We start from the raw sequence: 17071 nt of genomic DNA, 5'->3' as shown, positions 1-17071 counted from the left end.
TAATGTCCACGTGTTCGGAACGATGTCACCGCAAGCACCATTCCCGCAGAATATGACCCGCTGTTACTCAATCCTACAGCAACTGCAGAGCTTAGCGATCCAGCCCCAATCACGCAGTCTATGATGTGACCGGCAACTTTCTGGATTTCGACAAAATCTAAGCTGTCTGCTTATGCGCGAACTCAAGCGGCTGAAACACATAGCGACCAGCGATTTCTGATCTTTTCTCTCCACTATTGAAATCTGTTTGATCCCAATCAAAGAGCGCGACCGAAACGCATTCTAAATTTTCTTCGCACTGGTGAATGGCATCTTTATGGAACTGTCCAGGCCAGCTTTGGAGATTAACAAAATGCGTAAATGTGCTATTTCCTTCGCCGCAGCGGCCCTTAGCCTGATGATGGTGGCCCCCGTTATGGCTGAAAATATCGAAGTCCATATGCTCAACAAAGGCGCAGACGGCGCCATGGTTTTCGAGCCTTCTTACATTAAGGCCAATCCCGGCGACACGATCACGTTTATTCCCACTGACAAGGGCCACAATGTCGAGTCGATCAAAGGAATGATCCCCGAAGGCGCTGAAGCTTTCAAAAGTAAGATCAATGAAAATTACACACTGAACGTCACAGAACCCGGCGCCTATTTCGTTAAATGCACACCGCATTATGCCATGGGCATGGTGGCTCTGCTGGTTGTCGGCGACAACCCTTCAAACCTGGAACAGATCGTTGCAGCCAGGAAGCCAAAACCAGTGCAGGCACGGCTCGAGAAAGCAATCGCCAGCGCACAGTAACAGACTGTTGGAGATTGCAGATATTGGTCAGGTGACGAGGATATTATGACAAGACAGGAAGGCCTGCTGGCCACCCCCGCAGCGATGCCCTCCGAACGACGCGGCGCAATTGCGCGGGGGGTTAAAAAGACCGGACCCGCAATTTTCAGCTACGGCTTCCGCCCATTTTTTCTGGGTGGAGCCATCTGGGCAGTTCTGGCCATGCTGCTCTGGATATTCTCGCTCACCATAGGCCTTTCGGTCGGCGGTGCCTATGGCGCGCTCAACTGGCATGCTCATGAAATGGTGTTCGGTTTTTCTTCCGCAGTTCTTGCTGGCTTTTTGCTGACTGCGGTGCCCAACTGGACCGGCAGATTACCCGTTTCCGGCATGCCACTCGCTCTGCTATTCGGAGCATGGTTTGTCGGTCGGCTGGTGTTTCTCAATCCAGACATAACGAATATCTATGTCGCGGTTACCATTGAGAGCCTCTTCCTGCCCTTACTTCTTTTCATCTGCGCGCGTGAAATCGTTGCAGGTCGTCAATGGAAAAACCTTAAAGTTCTGATTGCTGTAGCTGTCGTTACGCTCGCTAATATCACTTTTCACTATCTTGCACTCAGTGGTGGTGATGTGGCGATGGCAAACCGTATTGGGGTCAGTGCCTATGTGCTTCTGATCATGCTGATTGGTGGTCGCATCATTCCAAGCTTCACCCGCAACTGGCTCAACAAAGCCGGATTAACGCAGTTTCCAACCTCGTTTAACCGCTATGACGGCTTGTGCATAATTGTGGGAGCAGCGACCTGCATTGCCTGGGTGGCGATGCCTGAATCTTCAGTCACTGCTATTCTCGCTATCATCACTGCAGTTCTTCATACAATCCGGCTCTATCGTTGGCGGGGCTGGAGTGTGGCGCGCGAAAAGCTTTTGCTTGTTTTGCACATTGCCTATGCCTTTGTACCTCTTGGTTACATTGCGATCGCTTGTTCAGCGCTTGGCCATCTCAATCCATTTTCCGCACTTCACATCATGACGGTGGGTGTTATCGGTTGCATGATGTTAGCCGTCATGACGCGAGCCACACGCGGACATACAGGCAGACCATTAACGGCAACTCCAACGACACAAATTGCCTATCTCTGCATTATTCTTGCGGGACTTACTCGCCCATTTGCAGAAATGATGCCGAACTTCTTCCATACATTCCTCGCAGGCTCAGCATTGCTATGGATGCTCGCCTTCGGTCTCTATGTTCTCGAATATGGCCCAATGCTCTCACGCAAACGAAAAACGTGAATATAAAACTGAATTGAAGAACGACTGTCTTATGAATACCGTTAATCCCCGTTGATTGAGAACTGCAATGCGCCGTTCCCGTATGCCAACTGATAACGGACTGTTTTGTCTGAATGCGGACGCATCACTATAGGAACAGTTTGGCCATTTTCTCGAATACCTTCAAATAACGCGTTAAGGCTGGTTGAGATGTCGTCTTGAAGTCGTCCAGATACAAAAAACGCTTCAACGGTTTCTTTATCAAGATCGACAATTGCATTGCCGTCACAAAGTTTTTTCCTCAACGCACCAGCTTGGTGCGACAGACCGGAAACAGCATCATTGATGCCCTGTCATACGCCTGAAGTAAGGTGCGGGCGACGAGGCAAGTTCTCAGTTGAGAACTCCGCATCATTCCGAGCTGTTTTGCGCCTACATACTCACCTTGCAGAGACTATCATTGTTACAACCCACTTTATCCAATAGTCAGACTTCATGGATATCCAGGTTTCATGGCTTTAAGCCCGCTGATCATCATCTCAGCAACTGAGAACCCACCTCCCTTCGCCTTCTGCACCAGAGACCGCAAATATCCTCCGGGAGAGGCAATCTCACCTGCCTTCTGCAGAATAGCGGCAATCGCAGCGGATGCTGTTTCAAGGCCAAAGGTGCGGATTGCATCGATATAAGCGGCATGAGAAATCCCGAGGAACGACGAGACAACGCGGCTGGCATCCACCAGATCCCGCCAGGTCCTGATGCCAGAGGTTGCATAAGCACTGATATCCGGACAGACTCTGAGAACCAAATCTAATGATATCGCTTCTGCTTTTGAAATAGCTGGCTTTTGATCCGAAGTGTTTGATGCAGTCTCTTTCAAATCTGAAAATTCAATCTTTTCTTTTAAAAGGGATTCTGAAAGTGACTCTCTATGATGCCGCTCATATTGAGCATCATTGGCGCTTACATTCTCTACATTATCATTATTTTTCAGCGTGATAGCCAATTCCGATGTCAGTGCTTCCAGAGCCATCTTTATTGTGGTCAATTCAGCAAGCGATGCCCGCCGTGGAATGCTATCAACAACGTTCCGAAATTGCGTAAATAGACCTTCGGTCGTCATTTCACGCGTCTCGCCAAAGGTTTCGGCTAATGCCCTGCGTAAGACAGAGACCTCATCGCGTAACCGCTTCACCGCACGCATGTCATCCTGAATGTGATCTGAGGCTTGCTTGATTTCCAAGGCTCTTGCAAAAAAGGGCGTGAAGTCAAAGCCGAAAGCAAGTGCGATCTCCCCCGCGCCATTTTTATGCGCATACCGCTTGCCATTGGGGCTGTCTTTGCGCGTAATGATGCCAGCCTCGATCAGCGAGGTCAGATGCCGTCTGAGCGTGGATTCAGGCATCATATGCGCACGGATGGCAATCTGCTTATTGGAAGGAAAAACCACGAGTTTGGATCTTGTGGTTATAACCTCATCAGCCAGAAATGACAGCAGTGAGTTTAGCACTGTCAGACAACGATCATTAAGCCCATACACAGACTTGGCAACGCACAGGTTCTTATACAATTCCCATTTCTTAATCCCCGCGCTGGTCTGCTGAGACGGCGCGCGCGAAACCATTCGACTGCGAACCGCAGCCGTTAAAGTCTCCAGAACTTGCATTTTCTTCTACCTTTCGAAAGGCAAAAGAAATTTACCCGCCAAATTGACGCCAATGACTCTTGACACTGATTCCGAGAAATGCGATTCGTATCTTGCTACAGAAAAACGAAATGGCCTTCGCAGACTGACGTTTGTGGGGGCTTTTTCTTTTGCGGGTTAATCTCCAGTTTCTGTTTCTTCCGATGTCTGGTACTCTTCGTACAGACGATCAAGATGGTTCGATATCCACTCACCAAAAGCCGCAGCATTTGTGTTGGATAGCTCAATAGCAATCCTTCGGGCTTTTTTGCTCATTGTAAACTGAACCGCGTTATCGGTAGAGTTCCAGGATTTTGGCAGCTGTTTGTTGGCTGGCTGAGGGGTGGACTTAAATGCTGGTTTGTTGTGCTTGAGGAAGTCTGTAACAAACTGGAATCTATCCTCACTGCTTGAATGCGCCAGGTTGTCCGCGGACAACTCAGCCAAAAGTGTATCGACCTGGCTGCTATCGAGTTTTTCTGAGAGTTCCAGCCAGCGCCGCCGGCCGACTTCAGGAGCTGAGCCAATTTTTTCAATCAGTTCATGACCTGTCGCCCGGACCACTGAAAGCATTTTTGAGATTGCTGCTTTATCAATGCCCAGTGCTGCCATGGCCACCTCGCGGCTGAAACCACGATCTTCCAGGCGTGCTGCAAAGATTGCACGTTCGATGTACGATAAATTGGCGCGCGCGTTATTCTCTTGCCCCTGATTAACCACGAGCTGTTCGTCAGTCAGTGATCGAACAACTGCCCGAACTTTGATACCGAGTTCACGCGCTGCCGCCAGTCGTCTGTGACCGAAGGCAACCTGAAAGCGCTGAGCCTTCTCGGGATGCGGGCGCACCAAAATTGGGACGAGCTGGCCGTTATCACGGATCTGCGCAACCAGTTCAAAAAGTTGCTCCGGGTCAATGCTCAGTCTGTCAGATACGAATGAGTTCTCAATGAGCGACGGATCGAGCTCGACAACGATCTGTCCCTCGGCGAGCTGCTTCTCAAGTGCATCGGCGCGTTCGACTTTGTGTGTGATGTTACCCAGCGACTTCGAAATTCCACCAACTGGTGTTGTCCGCGCTGCGGGAACAAACCCTGCCAGAGGGCGGGAATGGGTGAGGTCTGTATTTGATCCGTGGTTGGTAGCCTCGTCATTCTCCCGGGAGACTTCTATAAGGTTTTTTCTCGCCATGGCTTATTTCCTTCCCCAGGTGGATCTCAGCAGCTCTTCAACTTCGCTGTTCACAGCATTCAGAGAATCCATCGCACGGTCGTAAGTGCCGCGAATGAATTGAGACCGCTCCACTTCATACAGTGTCTGCTTGGTGACCCCCGCATCGGAGATTGCGGTGGATTTCAACATCGGGTTCTGTAGCATGCGGTTGCCGAATATAGCCCGCATGAAGCCTGTCATCTGGCTTTGTGGTCCGTCATTGGGTTCGTAGCGGGTCACCAGATAGCGCATCCAGTCATAGCTGGTTCTGCCCCCAGCCCGTTCAACCACGGACATCAACTCACTGGTCATTGCAAGGAACTGGCTCATCGACATAACGTCAAGCATCTGCGGATGTACTGTGATCAGAACACCGGTTGCAGCGCAGAGCGCAGACATGGTCAGAAAGCCAAGCTGTGGTGGACAATCAATGATGACGATATCATAGAGGCTCTCGACATCAGCGATTACCTCGCCGATCCTGGCAAAGAACATAGTTTCAGCGCGACCCGCTGTGATCGCCCTTGGTGTTTCGTGTTCGAACTCCATCAACTCAAGATTGCCAGGAATGACATGCAAGTTCGGTGTGTAGGTCGCACGAACGATTTCCGTGATCGGGCGCGGGTCTTCATAGCGAATTGCGCCATAAAGCGTATCACCCTCTCCGACGTCCAGCTCGGGCTGGTGGCCAAAGAGAGCGGACAACGATGCCTGAGGATCAAGATCAATCGCCAGCACGCGATATCCACGCAGGGCAAGGAATTGGGAGAGGTGGGCGGATGTCGTCGTTTTCGCAGAACCACCCTTGAAGTTCATGACAGCAATGACTTGTAGTTTTTCACCCGCACGGCGACCTGGCGCATATTTTGGCGCGCCATTTTTTTCATCGAGACTGGCACGGATGCGATCCATGTCGTCTGGCGTATACATGCGGCGACCATTGGCCTGCGGCTCAGGTCCAAACCCGTCGGCGGCAACCTGCCGGAGATATCCCTCACCTATCCCAATGAAGCTGGCAGCTTCTGCTGGGGTGAACTGGCGAATGGTTTTTTGCGCTGTAGGCGGGAAAATCTTTTGCTGATGCAATTGAAGTTGGCGTGACAGTTCAAGTGAATCCGCGGACAACATCGTTGGAAGATGTTCTTGTTCGCTAAGCGGGTGATGACTTGTTAACATTCTCGGCTTTCAACTTCGCAAATGATTGGCGTTTTTCAATAACTGCGCAGTTTATAGTAAGCCCGATTCGTAAACATTTTACAAATGATTAACTATACCACGATGATGCAAGGGGAAGGCGAGATCAAGGTCCGCTCCTCTTTGTTTCATCCTTTCTATCTGGTCTGAAATGACCAGGTTGTCCGCGGACAACTTCAAGAAATCTTCCGGATAGTCATCAACGTGGTTAGGGCCGACCACTGAGGATCTGATCGCTCGCATTGGGATGACGGAAAGACGCGATGAGTTTTCCAGGGTCGTCATGGCTGGTATGTATTCAATCAATCATTGATACCGTTATCACCAATTTCAGGGATTACTTATTCTTATTGAGTAATATTATATTTTGGGGCCCTCTTTTCAGAGGGTATTTGATTTGTCGAGTTTTATGGGGCGGGCATGTTTTCTTTTAAGAGTGGATTGAAATTTCTGCTGCTATCAACGGCGCTTATGACGCCAAATTTTGCTTTTGCACAAAATGTGCCGCAAGCCTCCGAAAATCTTGCTGATGCAGAATATTACGCCAATTGGGGGCTTGATATGATCAACGCCCTGCCGGCCTATCAGAAAGGCTTCGCGGGCAAGGGTGTGGTCGTTGCGGTTGTCGATTCCGGGTTCGATGTTAATCATCCCGAATTTGCCGGACGTGTTTCACCGTTTTTGTACAATTTTGGTAGCAATCCGGCGGCCGATGATGTTTTTCCTCTGCGTAAACCTGATGGCTCGCTGAACGGGCATGGCGTTCATGTCGCCGGGACTATCGGTGCCGGGCGAAACGGATTTGGCATGCAAGGTGTTGCTTATGATGCAACAATCATGCCGCTAAGCGCCATTGAAGTCGGCGGCAGAAACCCCGGATTCCTTCCAGAAAATGAAGCTATTGTTTATGCTGCTGACCATGGTGCTCAGGTTCTAAATGGCAGTTATGGCCCTAATATCGGCCCATATCCAAAAGTTGATGATGAGCTCAATCCAAATTATCAGGTTCTCGACTATCAACCCGTTTATAGCGATCCGGTTTATTTGGAGCAAACATATGAAGCGCTGAAATATGCGGCTGACAATGACGTGGTCATGGTCTTTGCTGCGGGCAATAGCCGCCGCGATCAGCCGGGCTATGCCACGTCTATTCCTGCTGGAAATGGCATGTTTCCACTTATTACACCGGATTTCATCCGCGACGGAAACATCAGGTTTATCGACACCGACGCTCCTGATTTCGATTTCGATGATGCGTCAACGTATACATTTTTGGATCCGGCAGATCCCGATTTCGACGACATGGATTTCTCTGATCTCAAGGGGTCCCTTATTGCTGTTGTTTCGGTGGGGCCAGACGGGAAAATGGCCCCTTACAGCAATGAATGTGGCGAGGCGGCAGAATGGTGTTTGGCGGCCCCCGGTGGGGCGATGACGAGACTAGGTGATCCAAAAGGCATCTACTCAACCTGGCCAGCAGGTGACCCGACGATTGACAATCAGGAATATAAATATTCGCATGGTACCTCGATGGCATCGCCGCATGTTGCAGGCGCTGCAGCCGTGGTGCGATCAGCATTTCCTTATCTGAACGCGCGTCAGACGATTGAAACAATCCTCACAACAGCGACCAAAGAAGGTTTTGAAGACAAAGCGAAGTTCGGTCAGGGGTTGTTGAATCTCGGTGCTGCTGTCGATGGCCCTATGGCATTTCGCTATACCGGCGTTTTCGATGTCGATACGCAAGGCTATTCTTCGATCTGGTCAAACTCAATCTCGGGCAGTGGCGATCTGACCAAGCGTGGCGAAGGTATTCTCGTTCTCGATGGCAATAATAGCTATCAGGGTGGAACCAGTATTGTTGGTGGCGTTCTTGAGGTGAATGGCAGCATCACTTCACCGACAGATGTGTCTGAAGAAGGCACGATTGCCGGACTTGGCGCTGTTGGCGAATTGACCTTGTTTGACGGTGGTAACGTTGCGCCGGGCAGTGCATTCAACCCAGAAAATGCGATTGGCACGCTCACTGTTAATGGAACATTCACGCAGCAAGCGGGATCAACCTATCTGGCGGATCTCATTGCAGGAAACGGGCCAGATGCTGGTGTTGATCAGATTGTTGTCGATGGAGCCGCTGATCTTAAGGATGGCAGTTCGCTCGAACTGGTGCACAAAGGATTTTCTTCTGGCGCACAGGCCTCATCGCGTTCTGTTTTGCTCAGTGCAACGGGCGGCGTAAACGGCAGTTATGGCGAGATCGCTGGTTCATATGTTCAGGATGCGCGCTTTATCGATTTCGCGCTTGATTATGATGCCAACAATGTCTTTCTCGATACAAGCCGCTCAGATGTTGCGTTTGCCGATGTTGCAAACAGCCAAAATCAGTTCTCAACGGCTGTAGCATTGGAAAGTCAGGGAAGCGGCGGCACGCTCTACGATCATATCCTGTTTTTGACACAGCAAGATGCCCGACAGGCTTATGATCAACTCTCTGGCGAAGCTTATGCGTCGATCCAGTCGACATTTATCAACAACAGTGCCTATACGCGTTCAGCGGTTTATAACAATCTGTCGCAGGCTTTCGCGTCGGCATCTGCTGAAGGTAGCCAGTCTTCAGAAAATGGGCGTTTGCCAACCATTTGGGGGCACGGCTTTGGCGGTTGGACGAACCTGTCTGGTGATGGCAATGCAGCACGCTCGAAATCCAGCATTGGCGGTTTCGTCTCCGGCATAGATGCGCAGGTTTTTGACAACTGGCGTCTCGGCGTGCTGGCCAGCTACAGCCAGACAAACTTCCGTCTCAATGAGCGGATGTCTTCGGGCACAAGTGATGATTACACAATCGGCACTTATGCTGGTACGGAAATACCTGTGGCACACGGCGTTGTCGCATTCCGCTCGGGCCTGTCCTATACATGGCACAACATTGAGATGAAGCGCGCAATTGCATTTGCTGGCTTCGATGACCGTCTGTCATCAAGCTATGATGCTGGCAGTTTCCAGGTGTTTGGGGAATTGGGCTATAAGCTTCCAGTCACTCAAAAGGCGAGCTTCGAGCCATACGCAAACCTTGCTTATGTCCGACTGAAAACAGATGCATTTTCAGAAACGAGCACTCAGGGAGCAGGGCTGAACGTCGACGAAAACTCGATGAACACCACGCTTTCGACGCTTGGCTTCCGTGCGACAGCCACTTTGAATGAGAAGGTTATTCCCGTCAAAGCACGGGCAGATCTTGGATGGCGACATGCTTTTGGTGATGACAGATCAAACTCATTTGCAAGCTTTGCCGGATCTGATGGCTTTGTCATTGGAGGAACCAGCATTGGGAAAGATACCGCGTTGGTTTCGGGTGGTTTCGATTTTGAACTGAGCAAATCTGCTTTGTTGAATGTCTCTTATCAGGGACAGTTCGGATCGGGTGTCACGCAAAATGGCGTGAATGCTAATCTAAGAATGAAGTTCTGACGGAGTGCATCTGGCGATGAAGTGCTGGCTCGGAATTGTAACACTATCGCTCTCACTGATGGGCCTTGCTACAGGTCAGGGAAAAGCTGATTTTACTGGCGAGCCAGCACGCTGGATTCAAAACCCGGCACTTTCACCAGACGGAAAACTGATCGCGTTTACACATCGCGGTCAGATTTTTTTGACGGACAATGATGGCGGACTGGCCTTTCCGGTTTCACCTGCTGATGCATATAGTCATAGTGTTGTATGGGCTCCGGATTCCAAACGACTGGCCTTTGCCTCTGATGTGAATGGCGATGATGATGTCTATGTTGCTGACTTCTCGGGAAAACTGCAACGCATGACTTACTCGTCGGCAAAAGAGGTTCCGACCAGCTTTTCACCTGATGGCAAGAGTGTGCTTTTCACAGCTGTCAGGTTAGGCGATGCAAAACGCAGCGTCCAGGCGGCGCAGAGCTGGAAGCCGCAGCTCTATGCCGTCGATACGCAAAGCGGCCGGGAACGGCTTGTTCTTCCGAATTTGGCCCGCCAGGCCCGTTGGAGCCCGGATCGGACAAAGCTCGTTTATAGTTATGATCCTTCAAACGACCCGCAGGAACGCCAGCACCGTGTGGCAGCGAATGCGCGTCAACTCTGGTTTTATGAGCCTACAACCCACAAATACAATCGTATCTTCGATGTAGACGGAACGGACAGGTTTGACCCGCATTGGAGTGCCGATGGTCAGTCGCTTTACTACCTGTCTGAAGCGTCGGGTTGGCTTAATGTCTGGAAGCTTGATTGGAAAACTGGTGCTGAAACCCAGCTGACGCATTTCGAAGACACACCAGTCCGCGATTTGTCTGTCGCCGATGACGGTACAATAGCGTTTTTATTGAATGGTCAGGTGCAAACACTCGCATCAGGTGCTGAAAAGCCGGAAGAAATTGAGATCAACACTCTGGAACAGGGGATGCACCGTCTCCCCAATTATAAAGCTTCAACCAGCCAGGATTTCCAGTCCTCCCCGGATGGCAAACATTTTGCAGTGATTGCCAACACAGATGTCTTTCTGATTGACCTCAAAGGAAACTATCGACAGCTAACGAATACGCCCGGAGAGGAGCGGGACATTGCTTTCTCTCCGGATGGCCGGATTTTGGTCTATGCTGCAATGCGCAATAACAAATGGGGCATCTACGGCATTGATCTGTCGGAGGATCAGCAGAGCGGCAAACTCGGTCTGTCTCATCAGGAAGTTCCTCTTGTAGTTTCTGATAATAGCAATGCGCTCGACCCCAAGTTTTCACCAGATGGTAGCAAGCTGGCTTTTTGGTCTGATCGCCGGGAGGTTAAGGTTCTGGATTTGGCGTCAGGCGATGTTGCCACGCTTTACCGTCCAGCAGATTATAACTCAGATTATTTCGATAAACGCGGTGATTTTAGCTGGTCACCGACTTCAAAAGACTTATTGGTGCAATGGCGCAGCATTGACGGTTCTGTGCTGAACCGCGTCGCGATTGCACCTGCTGATGGAAGTGGGCCAATGCAGCCGCTATCGGTAAAAGTGCCCAATTTTTATGGTGGTTTCTGGAGTGCTGATGGAACACAGTTAATCGGCTATACGACCCTTTATACGAACCGTACCGCCAATAACCATCATCACGGTTCTAATCTGGATTTGTACCGCGTATTTTTGTCAACTCAGGCGCGACAAGATTATTTCGGTGCTCTCAAGGATCAAAACAACTCCGATGACCAGGCAGATCAGCTGCCAGAAGTGGAGATCACGCGCTACGTAGCGGATCGTCAGCGCAGCAATATGCTTGAGGGCCGGCTGACGAGCAATTTACCTGGCCCAGAAGTGTTGACGACGTCGCCGGACGGGAAAAACCTGCTTGCCATTTTTACGGACGATCAACAGCTTTCTGTCAGATTGATTAGTCTCGATAACGGTGAGTTGGAAGAAGTGGCTCAAATTCCAGTTCCCGATCAGGAGCAAGTGCAATTCATCCGGTATAATGCTGCTCTACAGGCCGTTGATGTGAAAACAGCCAATCAGATCATTCGCTCCTCCATTAACGATCCAGCGCTGCGGCTCGAAATTCCGCTCGACATCCTCTTCACGCGTGATGAAGATGCGGCCCTTGTTGCAACCTTTGAACAAGCCTGGGCAGATGTGAATGATCGTTACTATGATGCTGCACACGAAAATCGTGATTGGAAGAAAATAGGCGATAAATATCGTGCCTATTTGCCTTCCATTGCCGGTCACCGCGATCTTGAGCGATTGATTGCGTCTATGTTTGGGGAATTATCCGCCTCCCATCTGTTCACTGGAATCACCCAGCCTAATTCTGCACTGATTGGCATGGGCACCCAGAATGATGCATTGGGCATTTATCTGGATGATGCATATACCGGAGCAGGGCGAAAGATTGCTGCGATCCTGCCTGGCGGTCCAATGGATCAGCAGAACCTTCATGTTGGTGCTGGTGATATTATAACCTCTATCAACGGGCAGGCGATCCCGGAAGCAGGTGGAATTGCACGTTTGCTGGACATAAATGCGGGAAGACAAGTCGTCGTTGGTCTTGCAGATGGCACAACAGATAAAGAGCGTTTCATTGAAGTGAAGCCAATAGGTTGGTTTGATGAGCTGATATTGGCCAGTAAAAATCTGAGTGATAAGCGCAGTGCGATGGTAAGTGAACTATCGCGACAGTGCGTTGTCTATCAACCGCTATATTCCATGGATAATGATAACTACCTGTCATTGATTGGAAATTTGACGTCACAGCGGGGACTTGCGAAAGCTGCGCTCATTGATGTGCGTTCAAATAATGGTGGCAATCTTTCCCGCGAATTGATTACTTTCTTAAATGGCAAGCCAGCCTTCAGTTATGGTGTCGATGGCCGCGCCTGGGATTTGGGACCAGATAATGTCTGGTTGTGGCCGAGCGCTGTGCTGGTTGACAGTTTCAGTTATTCGGATGGATCGATCTTCCCGCAGGCTTATCAAGATCAAAAGATAGGTAAACTTATAGGTGACGTGCTGCTTAATACTGGCACATCAGTGATTGCCGTTAATAGTAAAGTGCTTCCAGGGCTGCAATATAATTTTCCCGTCATGCCTTACCGCCATGTCGATGGGCGAAAATACGAAAACGAAGTTATCACACCCGATATTGTGGTGCCTTTTGATCCAAACACCTACGGTATTCATAAAGACCCGCAATTGGAGGCCGCGGTCGCTTCGTTGATGCAACAGATTGGCGCAGACAGCGACTGCCGGATTGAATAGACGAATTATTTGTATGGTCATCTTCCGACTCATGAAGCTGCAGGGATGAACCAAAACGCATCTTTGCGACAAACTGCGATCTAATCATGAAGCCAGGCGTCTGGTTATGGATAACTTAAATCATCAATCACACACGAGAACTAAATACTCTAATTGAGAAATCAGATTAAGCGCTTCGGAACGGATAGCGCCGAATGGCATGCGGGTGTGCTGAAACATGCCCGACACCCATTTGGCAGCTGCAACTTTGATATGGATATAATCTTACATCGTGTGCGGCTTTGTACACTTAAAGCGCATCAGAAAAGCACTAGATGCAAGAATGGTTATAAGCGTGAATAATCGTCCATCAAGCTTGGCGTTGATGTTATGATAGGGCATCTTAGCGCTTATGAGCGGGCACGCGTCAGCGGCTCGTTCAGAAGAAATTGACGAAAGCCTTGCGAGCTCACGACTGGAGGGAGAAGGATGGAGCGCGCAATGGCTTTGTCGCAAAATTTTTCGATTTGTTGCGTTAAGCGCTGGTCACTATGGATGATGCCGTGAGGTAGAGAGGAATGGCGATTGATTTCAAAGGGGCTCATTTTCCTAAAAGTGCCATCCTTTATGGTGTGTTCTGGTTCTTTTGCAAATTTTTGAGTGTTTATAAGCGGCCTTATCTCTGGACACAGTTATGCAGCGAGCTTCGCAAAGACTTCGAATGGCGAACAATTGTCGTCGGCGAATTGCTTCTTGCGGATCATATGAGCGACGTCGATGCCAGCGATTGTAGCTGAGGCTGAATGAAACGCTTTGAAGCCTAACATGTGTTTGGTGATCCGCTTGATGAAACGATGATCCTGTTCAAGAATGTTGTTGAGGTATTTGACCTGTAGGATTTCAATCAGCTTGCCCGTACCCGTGATTTTGAGGATACTGTTTATAGCCTGTGCGCCAGCCAAATTGGCTCCGCTGTTATCAACGACAACCTTGTTCGGAATACCATTGCTTAAGATGGTTTTTCTAAAGAAACGTCGTGCAGCGCCGAGGTTTCTGCGCTCAGAGAGCATGAAATCCAAGGTTTGGCCAGCTTGATACAGGTATGTCCATTTCCCTTTAACCTTTATATAGGTCTCATCACACGCCACGAGCCAAGTGTTGGGCGTTTGCGTCTGAGTGTCTGAGCCGCAATCTGCGGCGAGTATTTAACAACCCAGCGGTTCAATGTTGTATGGTCAATCTCTATGCCGCGTTCAGCCATTATTTCCTGAAGATCACGATAGGAAACTGGGTAACAAACGTAAAAGAACATGGCATACAGGATGACACTTTTAGGAAAATGCATCCCCTTGAAATCGACCATGATCAATGCCTCGCTTCCATCTGCAAAAGACACAATCCCTTGCACGGATCATCAGACATGAAAAGTTTGCAACAGAACCCTTATCGAGTGGGTAAGTGAATATCGCCACCGTACCTCTTCATCCAGTTTCAAAGGGCATCATGATCTCTTCGAGGCATATGATGGTCCCAAATTGCAATTGAGGACACTTGCTGAGATTAGTATGTTTGCTGAGAATGTTGATGACGTCATTTCTGGAACCAAGAATTAGTCTAAGCGATTGCGCACGTTCTTCCTGCAATGCTTTATTGCCGAGGATGACGATTTTGAAGAACCCGAAATCTGGCTTGGAACATTTCTTGAGGAATTTCCCACGCTGGATCGCTTGTCGAGGAAGCCCGCGACAAAGGTTGCGAAATTGTCGGATTAAAACATGGGGCTATTATTTCCATGCTGGAAGAGGCAGGGCAAAAACCAGAAAAGAACATCGGGACTCATCATTTCAAAAGATCATGACGAGTCTTACTGAACAGAAAAACTTGACTTTTTGTCGAAATTCTGTAATTTACAGAAACTCTGTTATTTTTATTTGCGAGGCTCAAACCCATGAGCGAAAAAAAAGTCTCAACTGCTGAATTTGTTCGCCACTTCGGACGATACCATGACGAAGCCATGCGAGAACCTATAACCTTGACACGTCACGGCAGGGCATCCGTGGTTGTCGTGCCGGCCGAATTTTATAACCGCATGACCAAAAACGCAGAAGATCCCCGCAAGGTTTACACGACGAGCGAGACGCCGCCCGATATGGCTGAAATGCTCTTGAGCGAAATTGACGATTATCTGGCAAGCACACCGGACGAATCGGCATGAGAGATAAGTTTAAAGCCGGTCAGATCGTCAATTATGAATATCTTTGGAGCAGACACGCAAAGGAAGGACAAGTTAATGCCGAAAAGTCCCGTACGGCTTGTCTCTCCATGGTCATAAAGGATGAAGCGCAGGGCATAACACATTTGATCATCCTGCCTATTTCGACAAAACCGCCCCAAGGCGATCAGGATGCAATCGAAATTCCGGCGCTTGAGCTTCGCCGTGCAGGACTTGCTGATTATAAACCCGGTTGGATTACAGTCAGTGAATATAATTATGATGTGTTGGAACGGTCTTACTATTTCGATCCGAACCAGACCCCGCGCGGCAATTTCAGCGGCCCATTCATGAAAATTCTTCTTACGCGCTTCGGCAAACACTTGCGGGAAAAGCGCGGAAAGATCGACCGGACAAATTGAGGTTAGACCATGGCACTTGCACATAAGACCGCATGGCGGCGATGGTTTTAAAATGGTCTCTTAAGTAGAGGTTGACCGGGTCGCCTTCTCGCTGATTGAATAAGAAATCCAGTATCCAGCAGACATAAAGATCTTTTTCGACATTCTCTGCACGTGTCTGGAGGCCGGCCGCTGCCGCCGCATAGAGCGCACGCCGTTCATCAGGGCTCGATCGAAGAACTTCAATGAATGTGGTCTGCATCTGTGGTCTTTTCTTGTCCGTTACGGTTACCGTTCGGCGCCAAAGCGTCAGCGATCTCTTGCGCAGCGGGATACATCCATGCCGGTATAGCAGCGAGGTTCGAGCGGAGATCATCCGAGATCGCTTGCCGGCTTTGGCTATTTCTTAGTTTCTGGATAATTCCATTTATCGCAGGTTCAAGGCTGCTGCGATCGTCGCGCAACCAAGCCAACGCTTGAACGATGCGCATTGCTGGCCGGCCGGCCCAGAACGCGGCTTTTGCCGAAGCTCTCTTGAAGTCGAGCCTGTAGATAACTGGGGTACCTTCTTGGGTACCCCCTGCGGTCGCATCAATCTCAATCATTCGAGGGTATGTGTCCGCGTGTATGGTCGATCGTGCAGGAGCAGCTGTCGTTAGGCCAAGGTCGTTGGCTGCAGTCATTCCATCAACGAGGACTCGAAGTTTGTCCCGGCGGGCAATCGCATCTACGAAGGAGGCACGGGGTGGGGGAACCAGCTTTCCTGTGAGCTTGCTGATCGAGGGTTTGTCATAAAGGCCGCGATGCGGCCTGCGTATATCACCTCGATTAGTCAGTCGCTGTAGCGCCTTCTCAATTGCGTACGGGCTGGCCAGATCAAGGAAGTCGCCACGAGACCATACGCCTGAAGGGGCTCCGGCGGCAATCCGCGCGTAAACTTGCTCAAGTGTATCTGACGTCGGATCAGGCATAATTCACTCCTATGTCCAAGGATTATATACAAATTCTGGTCAATCACAAGCTATCCAAAATTTGAGTACAAATTATGGTCAGTAGCCGCCCTCAATGGATTGGGAGTTAATTGGCAGGAGGTTCCCAAAAGGGAGGAAGATCGAGCAAAACCTATGCCCTGACGGCACCAAGAGGAAGCAGGCCAATTCCGCTCTTTTGTGATGGTGTCCTGGCCCAGGTCCGGATATTCCACGATCAACCATAAAGGGTCTGCCAGGCAAGCTGCGGACACTTGGCTGCGCCGGCGTGGCCATCGCGCACTGCCCCCGGCCTTCCTGGTGCCATCGAGCGGGATTGGCCCGCTCCCGATTGAGCCTCTCAACATGTCGCACGATCTCGTTCTCGCCCCGCCTCTCGCCTTCCAGCTTTGCCGCGACCTTATGGTCCCTGTCACCGTCATCGAAAGCGACGACAAATACGGCGTCCTGCCCTCAGACGAGATCGACGCGAGCGACGACCGCGATACCGTGCATGAGTTCAATCCCTGGCCGGCTCATTGAGCCAGCAACTACCGTTCCGGATGACGCTGGCGACCTGTTGGCGGCAAGGGAAGCTTCGCCGCGGCCGGTGCAAATTT

General features: G+C 50.0%; 13 protein-coding genes and 1 pseudogene. 7 read left to right on the top strand and 7 right to left on the bottom strand.

All coding sequences use genetic code 11. The annotated features are described in order from the left end of the window. Positions 1–352 precede the first annotated feature (352 nt). A complete protein-coding gene (locus ACOZHT_RS23370) occupies positions 353–793 on the top strand; it encodes a pseudoazurin (RefSeq protein WP_421566822.1) in 441 nt (146 codons plus the stop codon). A 45-nt stretch (positions 794–838) separates the two neighbouring features. Further along, positions 839–2071, top strand: a complete 1233-nt coding sequence (locus ACOZHT_RS23365) for an NnrS family protein (RefSeq protein ID WP_421566821.1) — start codon at positions 839–841, stop codon at positions 2069–2071. Positions 2072–2112: 41 nt separating this feature from the next. On the opposite strand, the gene ACOZHT_RS23360 is transcribed toward ACOZHT_RS23365, so the two are convergent. From ACOZHT_RS23360 to repA, 4 genes are all read right to left on the bottom strand, one after another. Continuing rightward, positions 2113–2355: a hypothetical protein gene (locus ACOZHT_RS23360; RefSeq protein WP_421566820.1), complete on the bottom strand. Its 243-nt coding sequence runs from the start codon at positions 2353–2355 to the stop codon at positions 2113–2115. Positions 2356–2543: 188 nt separating this feature from the next. Continuing rightward, a complete protein-coding gene (gene repC, locus ACOZHT_RS23355; protein WP_421566836.1) occupies positions 2544–3674 on the bottom strand; it encodes a plasmid replication protein RepC in 1131 nt (376 codons plus the stop codon). Between the two features lie 198 nt (positions 3675–3872). Beyond that, positions 3873–4922, bottom strand: coding sequence for a plasmid partitioning protein RepB (gene repB / locus ACOZHT_RS23350; protein WP_421566819.1), 1050 nt, complete (start codon positions 4920–4922; stop codon positions 3873–3875). A gap of 3 nt (positions 4923–4925) precedes the next feature. Next, positions 4926–6119, bottom strand: coding sequence for a plasmid partitioning protein RepA (repA, locus tag ACOZHT_RS23345; protein WP_339510377.1), 1194 nt, complete (start codon positions 6117–6119; stop codon positions 4926–4928). A 438-nt stretch (positions 6120–6557) separates the two neighbouring features. On the opposite strand from repA, the gene ACOZHT_RS23340 reads away from it, so the two are divergent. Both ACOZHT_RS23340 and ACOZHT_RS23335 read left to right on the top strand, forming a co-directional pair. Continuing rightward, positions 6558–9605, top strand: a complete 3048-nt coding sequence (locus ACOZHT_RS23340; RefSeq protein WP_421566818.1) for an autotransporter domain-containing protein — start codon at positions 6558–6560, stop codon at positions 9603–9605. Between the two features lie 16 nt (positions 9606–9621). Further along, on the top strand, positions 9622–12891 hold the full coding sequence (locus ACOZHT_RS23335) for a S41 family peptidase (RefSeq protein WP_421566817.1): 3270 nt from the start codon (positions 9622–9624) through the stop codon (positions 12889–12891). Positions 12892–13562: 671 nt separating this feature from the next. Here ACOZHT_RS23335 and ACOZHT_RS23330 read toward each other — a convergent pair. Further along, positions 13563–14233, bottom strand: a protein-coding gene (locus ACOZHT_RS23330; RefSeq protein WP_421566816.1) for an IS6 family transposase whose coding sequence is annotated in 2 segments (ribosomal slippage) — positions 13563–14011 and positions 14011–14233 — 672 coding nt in all. Because the reading frame shifts where the segments join, the coding sequence is not laid out codon by codon here. Positions 14234–14818: 585 nt separating this feature from the next. On the opposite strand from ACOZHT_RS23330, the gene ACOZHT_RS23325 reads away from it, so the two are divergent. Further along, positions 14819–15085, top strand: a complete 267-nt coding sequence (locus ACOZHT_RS23325; protein ID WP_339510385.1) for a type II toxin-antitoxin system prevent-host-death family antitoxin — start codon at positions 14819–14821, stop codon at positions 15083–15085. Next, entirely contained in the window at positions 15082–15504 is a 423-nt protein-coding gene (locus tag ACOZHT_RS23320) for a hypothetical protein (RefSeq protein ID WP_421566815.1), read from the top strand. Before ACOZHT_RS23325 ends, ACOZHT_RS23320 begins: the two co-directional genes overlap by 4 nt. A 58-nt stretch (positions 15505–15562) precedes the next feature. On the opposite strand, the pseudogene ACOZHT_RS23315 reads toward ACOZHT_RS23320, so the two are convergent. After that, positions 15563–15745 (bottom strand): annotated as a pseudogene (locus tag ACOZHT_RS23315) (nucleotidyl transferase AbiEii/AbiGii toxin family protein); the annotation flags it as partial. Further along, positions 15726–16454, bottom strand: a complete 729-nt coding sequence (locus ACOZHT_RS23310; protein WP_421566814.1) for a DUF6088 family protein — start codon at positions 16452–16454, stop codon at positions 15726–15728. The gene ACOZHT_RS23310 and the pseudogene ACOZHT_RS23315, both read right to left, overlap by 20 nt. Positions 16455–16817: 363 nt before the next feature. Here ACOZHT_RS23310 and ACOZHT_RS23305 point away from each other — a divergent pair, with 363 nt between their 5' ends. After that, a complete protein-coding gene (locus tag ACOZHT_RS23305; protein ID WP_421566813.1) occupies positions 16818–16994 on the top strand; it encodes a hypothetical protein in 177 nt (58 codons plus the stop codon). The last annotated feature ends 77 nt before the right edge of the window (positions 16995–17071 follow it).

The sequence above is a fragment of the Ochrobactrum sp. EDr1-4 genome, assembly GCF_049199085.1.
Classification (GTDB): Bacteria; Pseudomonadota; Alphaproteobacteria; order Rhizobiales; family Rhizobiaceae; genus Brucella.
This window is presented reverse-complemented; position numbering and strand designations above follow the sequence as displayed.

Bases quoted from the DNA above. Each gene is read 5' to 3' on its own strand.
- ACOZHT_RS23370 (WP_421566822.1), top strand. From the start codon at position 353: ATGCGTAAATGTGCTATTTCCTTCGCCGCAGCGGCCCTTAGCCTGATG.
- ACOZHT_RS23365 (WP_421566821.1), top strand. From the start codon at position 839: ATGACAAGACAGGAAGGCCTGCTGGCCACCCCCGCAGCGATGCCCTCC.
- repC (WP_421566836.1), bottom strand. From the start codon at position 3,674: ATGGTTTCGCGCGCGCCGTCTCAGCAGACCAGCGCGGGGATTAAGAAA.
- repB (WP_421566819.1), bottom strand. From the start codon at position 4,922: ATGGCGAGAAAAAACCTTATAGAAGTCTCCCGGGAGAATGACGAGGCT.
- repA (WP_339510377.1), bottom strand. From the start codon at position 6,119: ATGTTAACAAGTCATCACCCGCTTAGCGAACAAGAACATCTTCCAACG.
- ACOZHT_RS23340 (WP_421566818.1), top strand. From the start codon at position 6,558: ATGTTTTCTTTTAAGAGTGGATTGAAATTTCTGCTGCTATCAACGGCG.
- ACOZHT_RS23335 (WP_421566817.1), top strand. From the start codon at position 9,622: ATGAAGTGCTGGCTCGGAATTGTAACACTATCGCTCTCACTGATGGGC.
- ACOZHT_RS23325 (WP_339510385.1), top strand. From the start codon at position 14,819: ATGAGCGAAAAAAAAGTCTCAACTGCTGAATTTGTTCGCCACTTCGGA.
- ACOZHT_RS23320 (WP_421566815.1), top strand. From the start codon at position 15,082: ATGAGAGATAAGTTTAAAGCCGGTCAGATCGTCAATTATGAATATCTT.
- ACOZHT_RS23310 (WP_421566814.1), bottom strand. From the start codon at position 16,454: ATGCCTGATCCGACGTCAGATACACTTGAGCAAGTTTACGCGCGGATT.
- ACOZHT_RS23305 (WP_421566813.1), top strand. From the start codon at position 16,818: ATGTCGCACGATCTCGTTCTCGCCCCGCCTCTCGCCTTCCAGCTTTGC.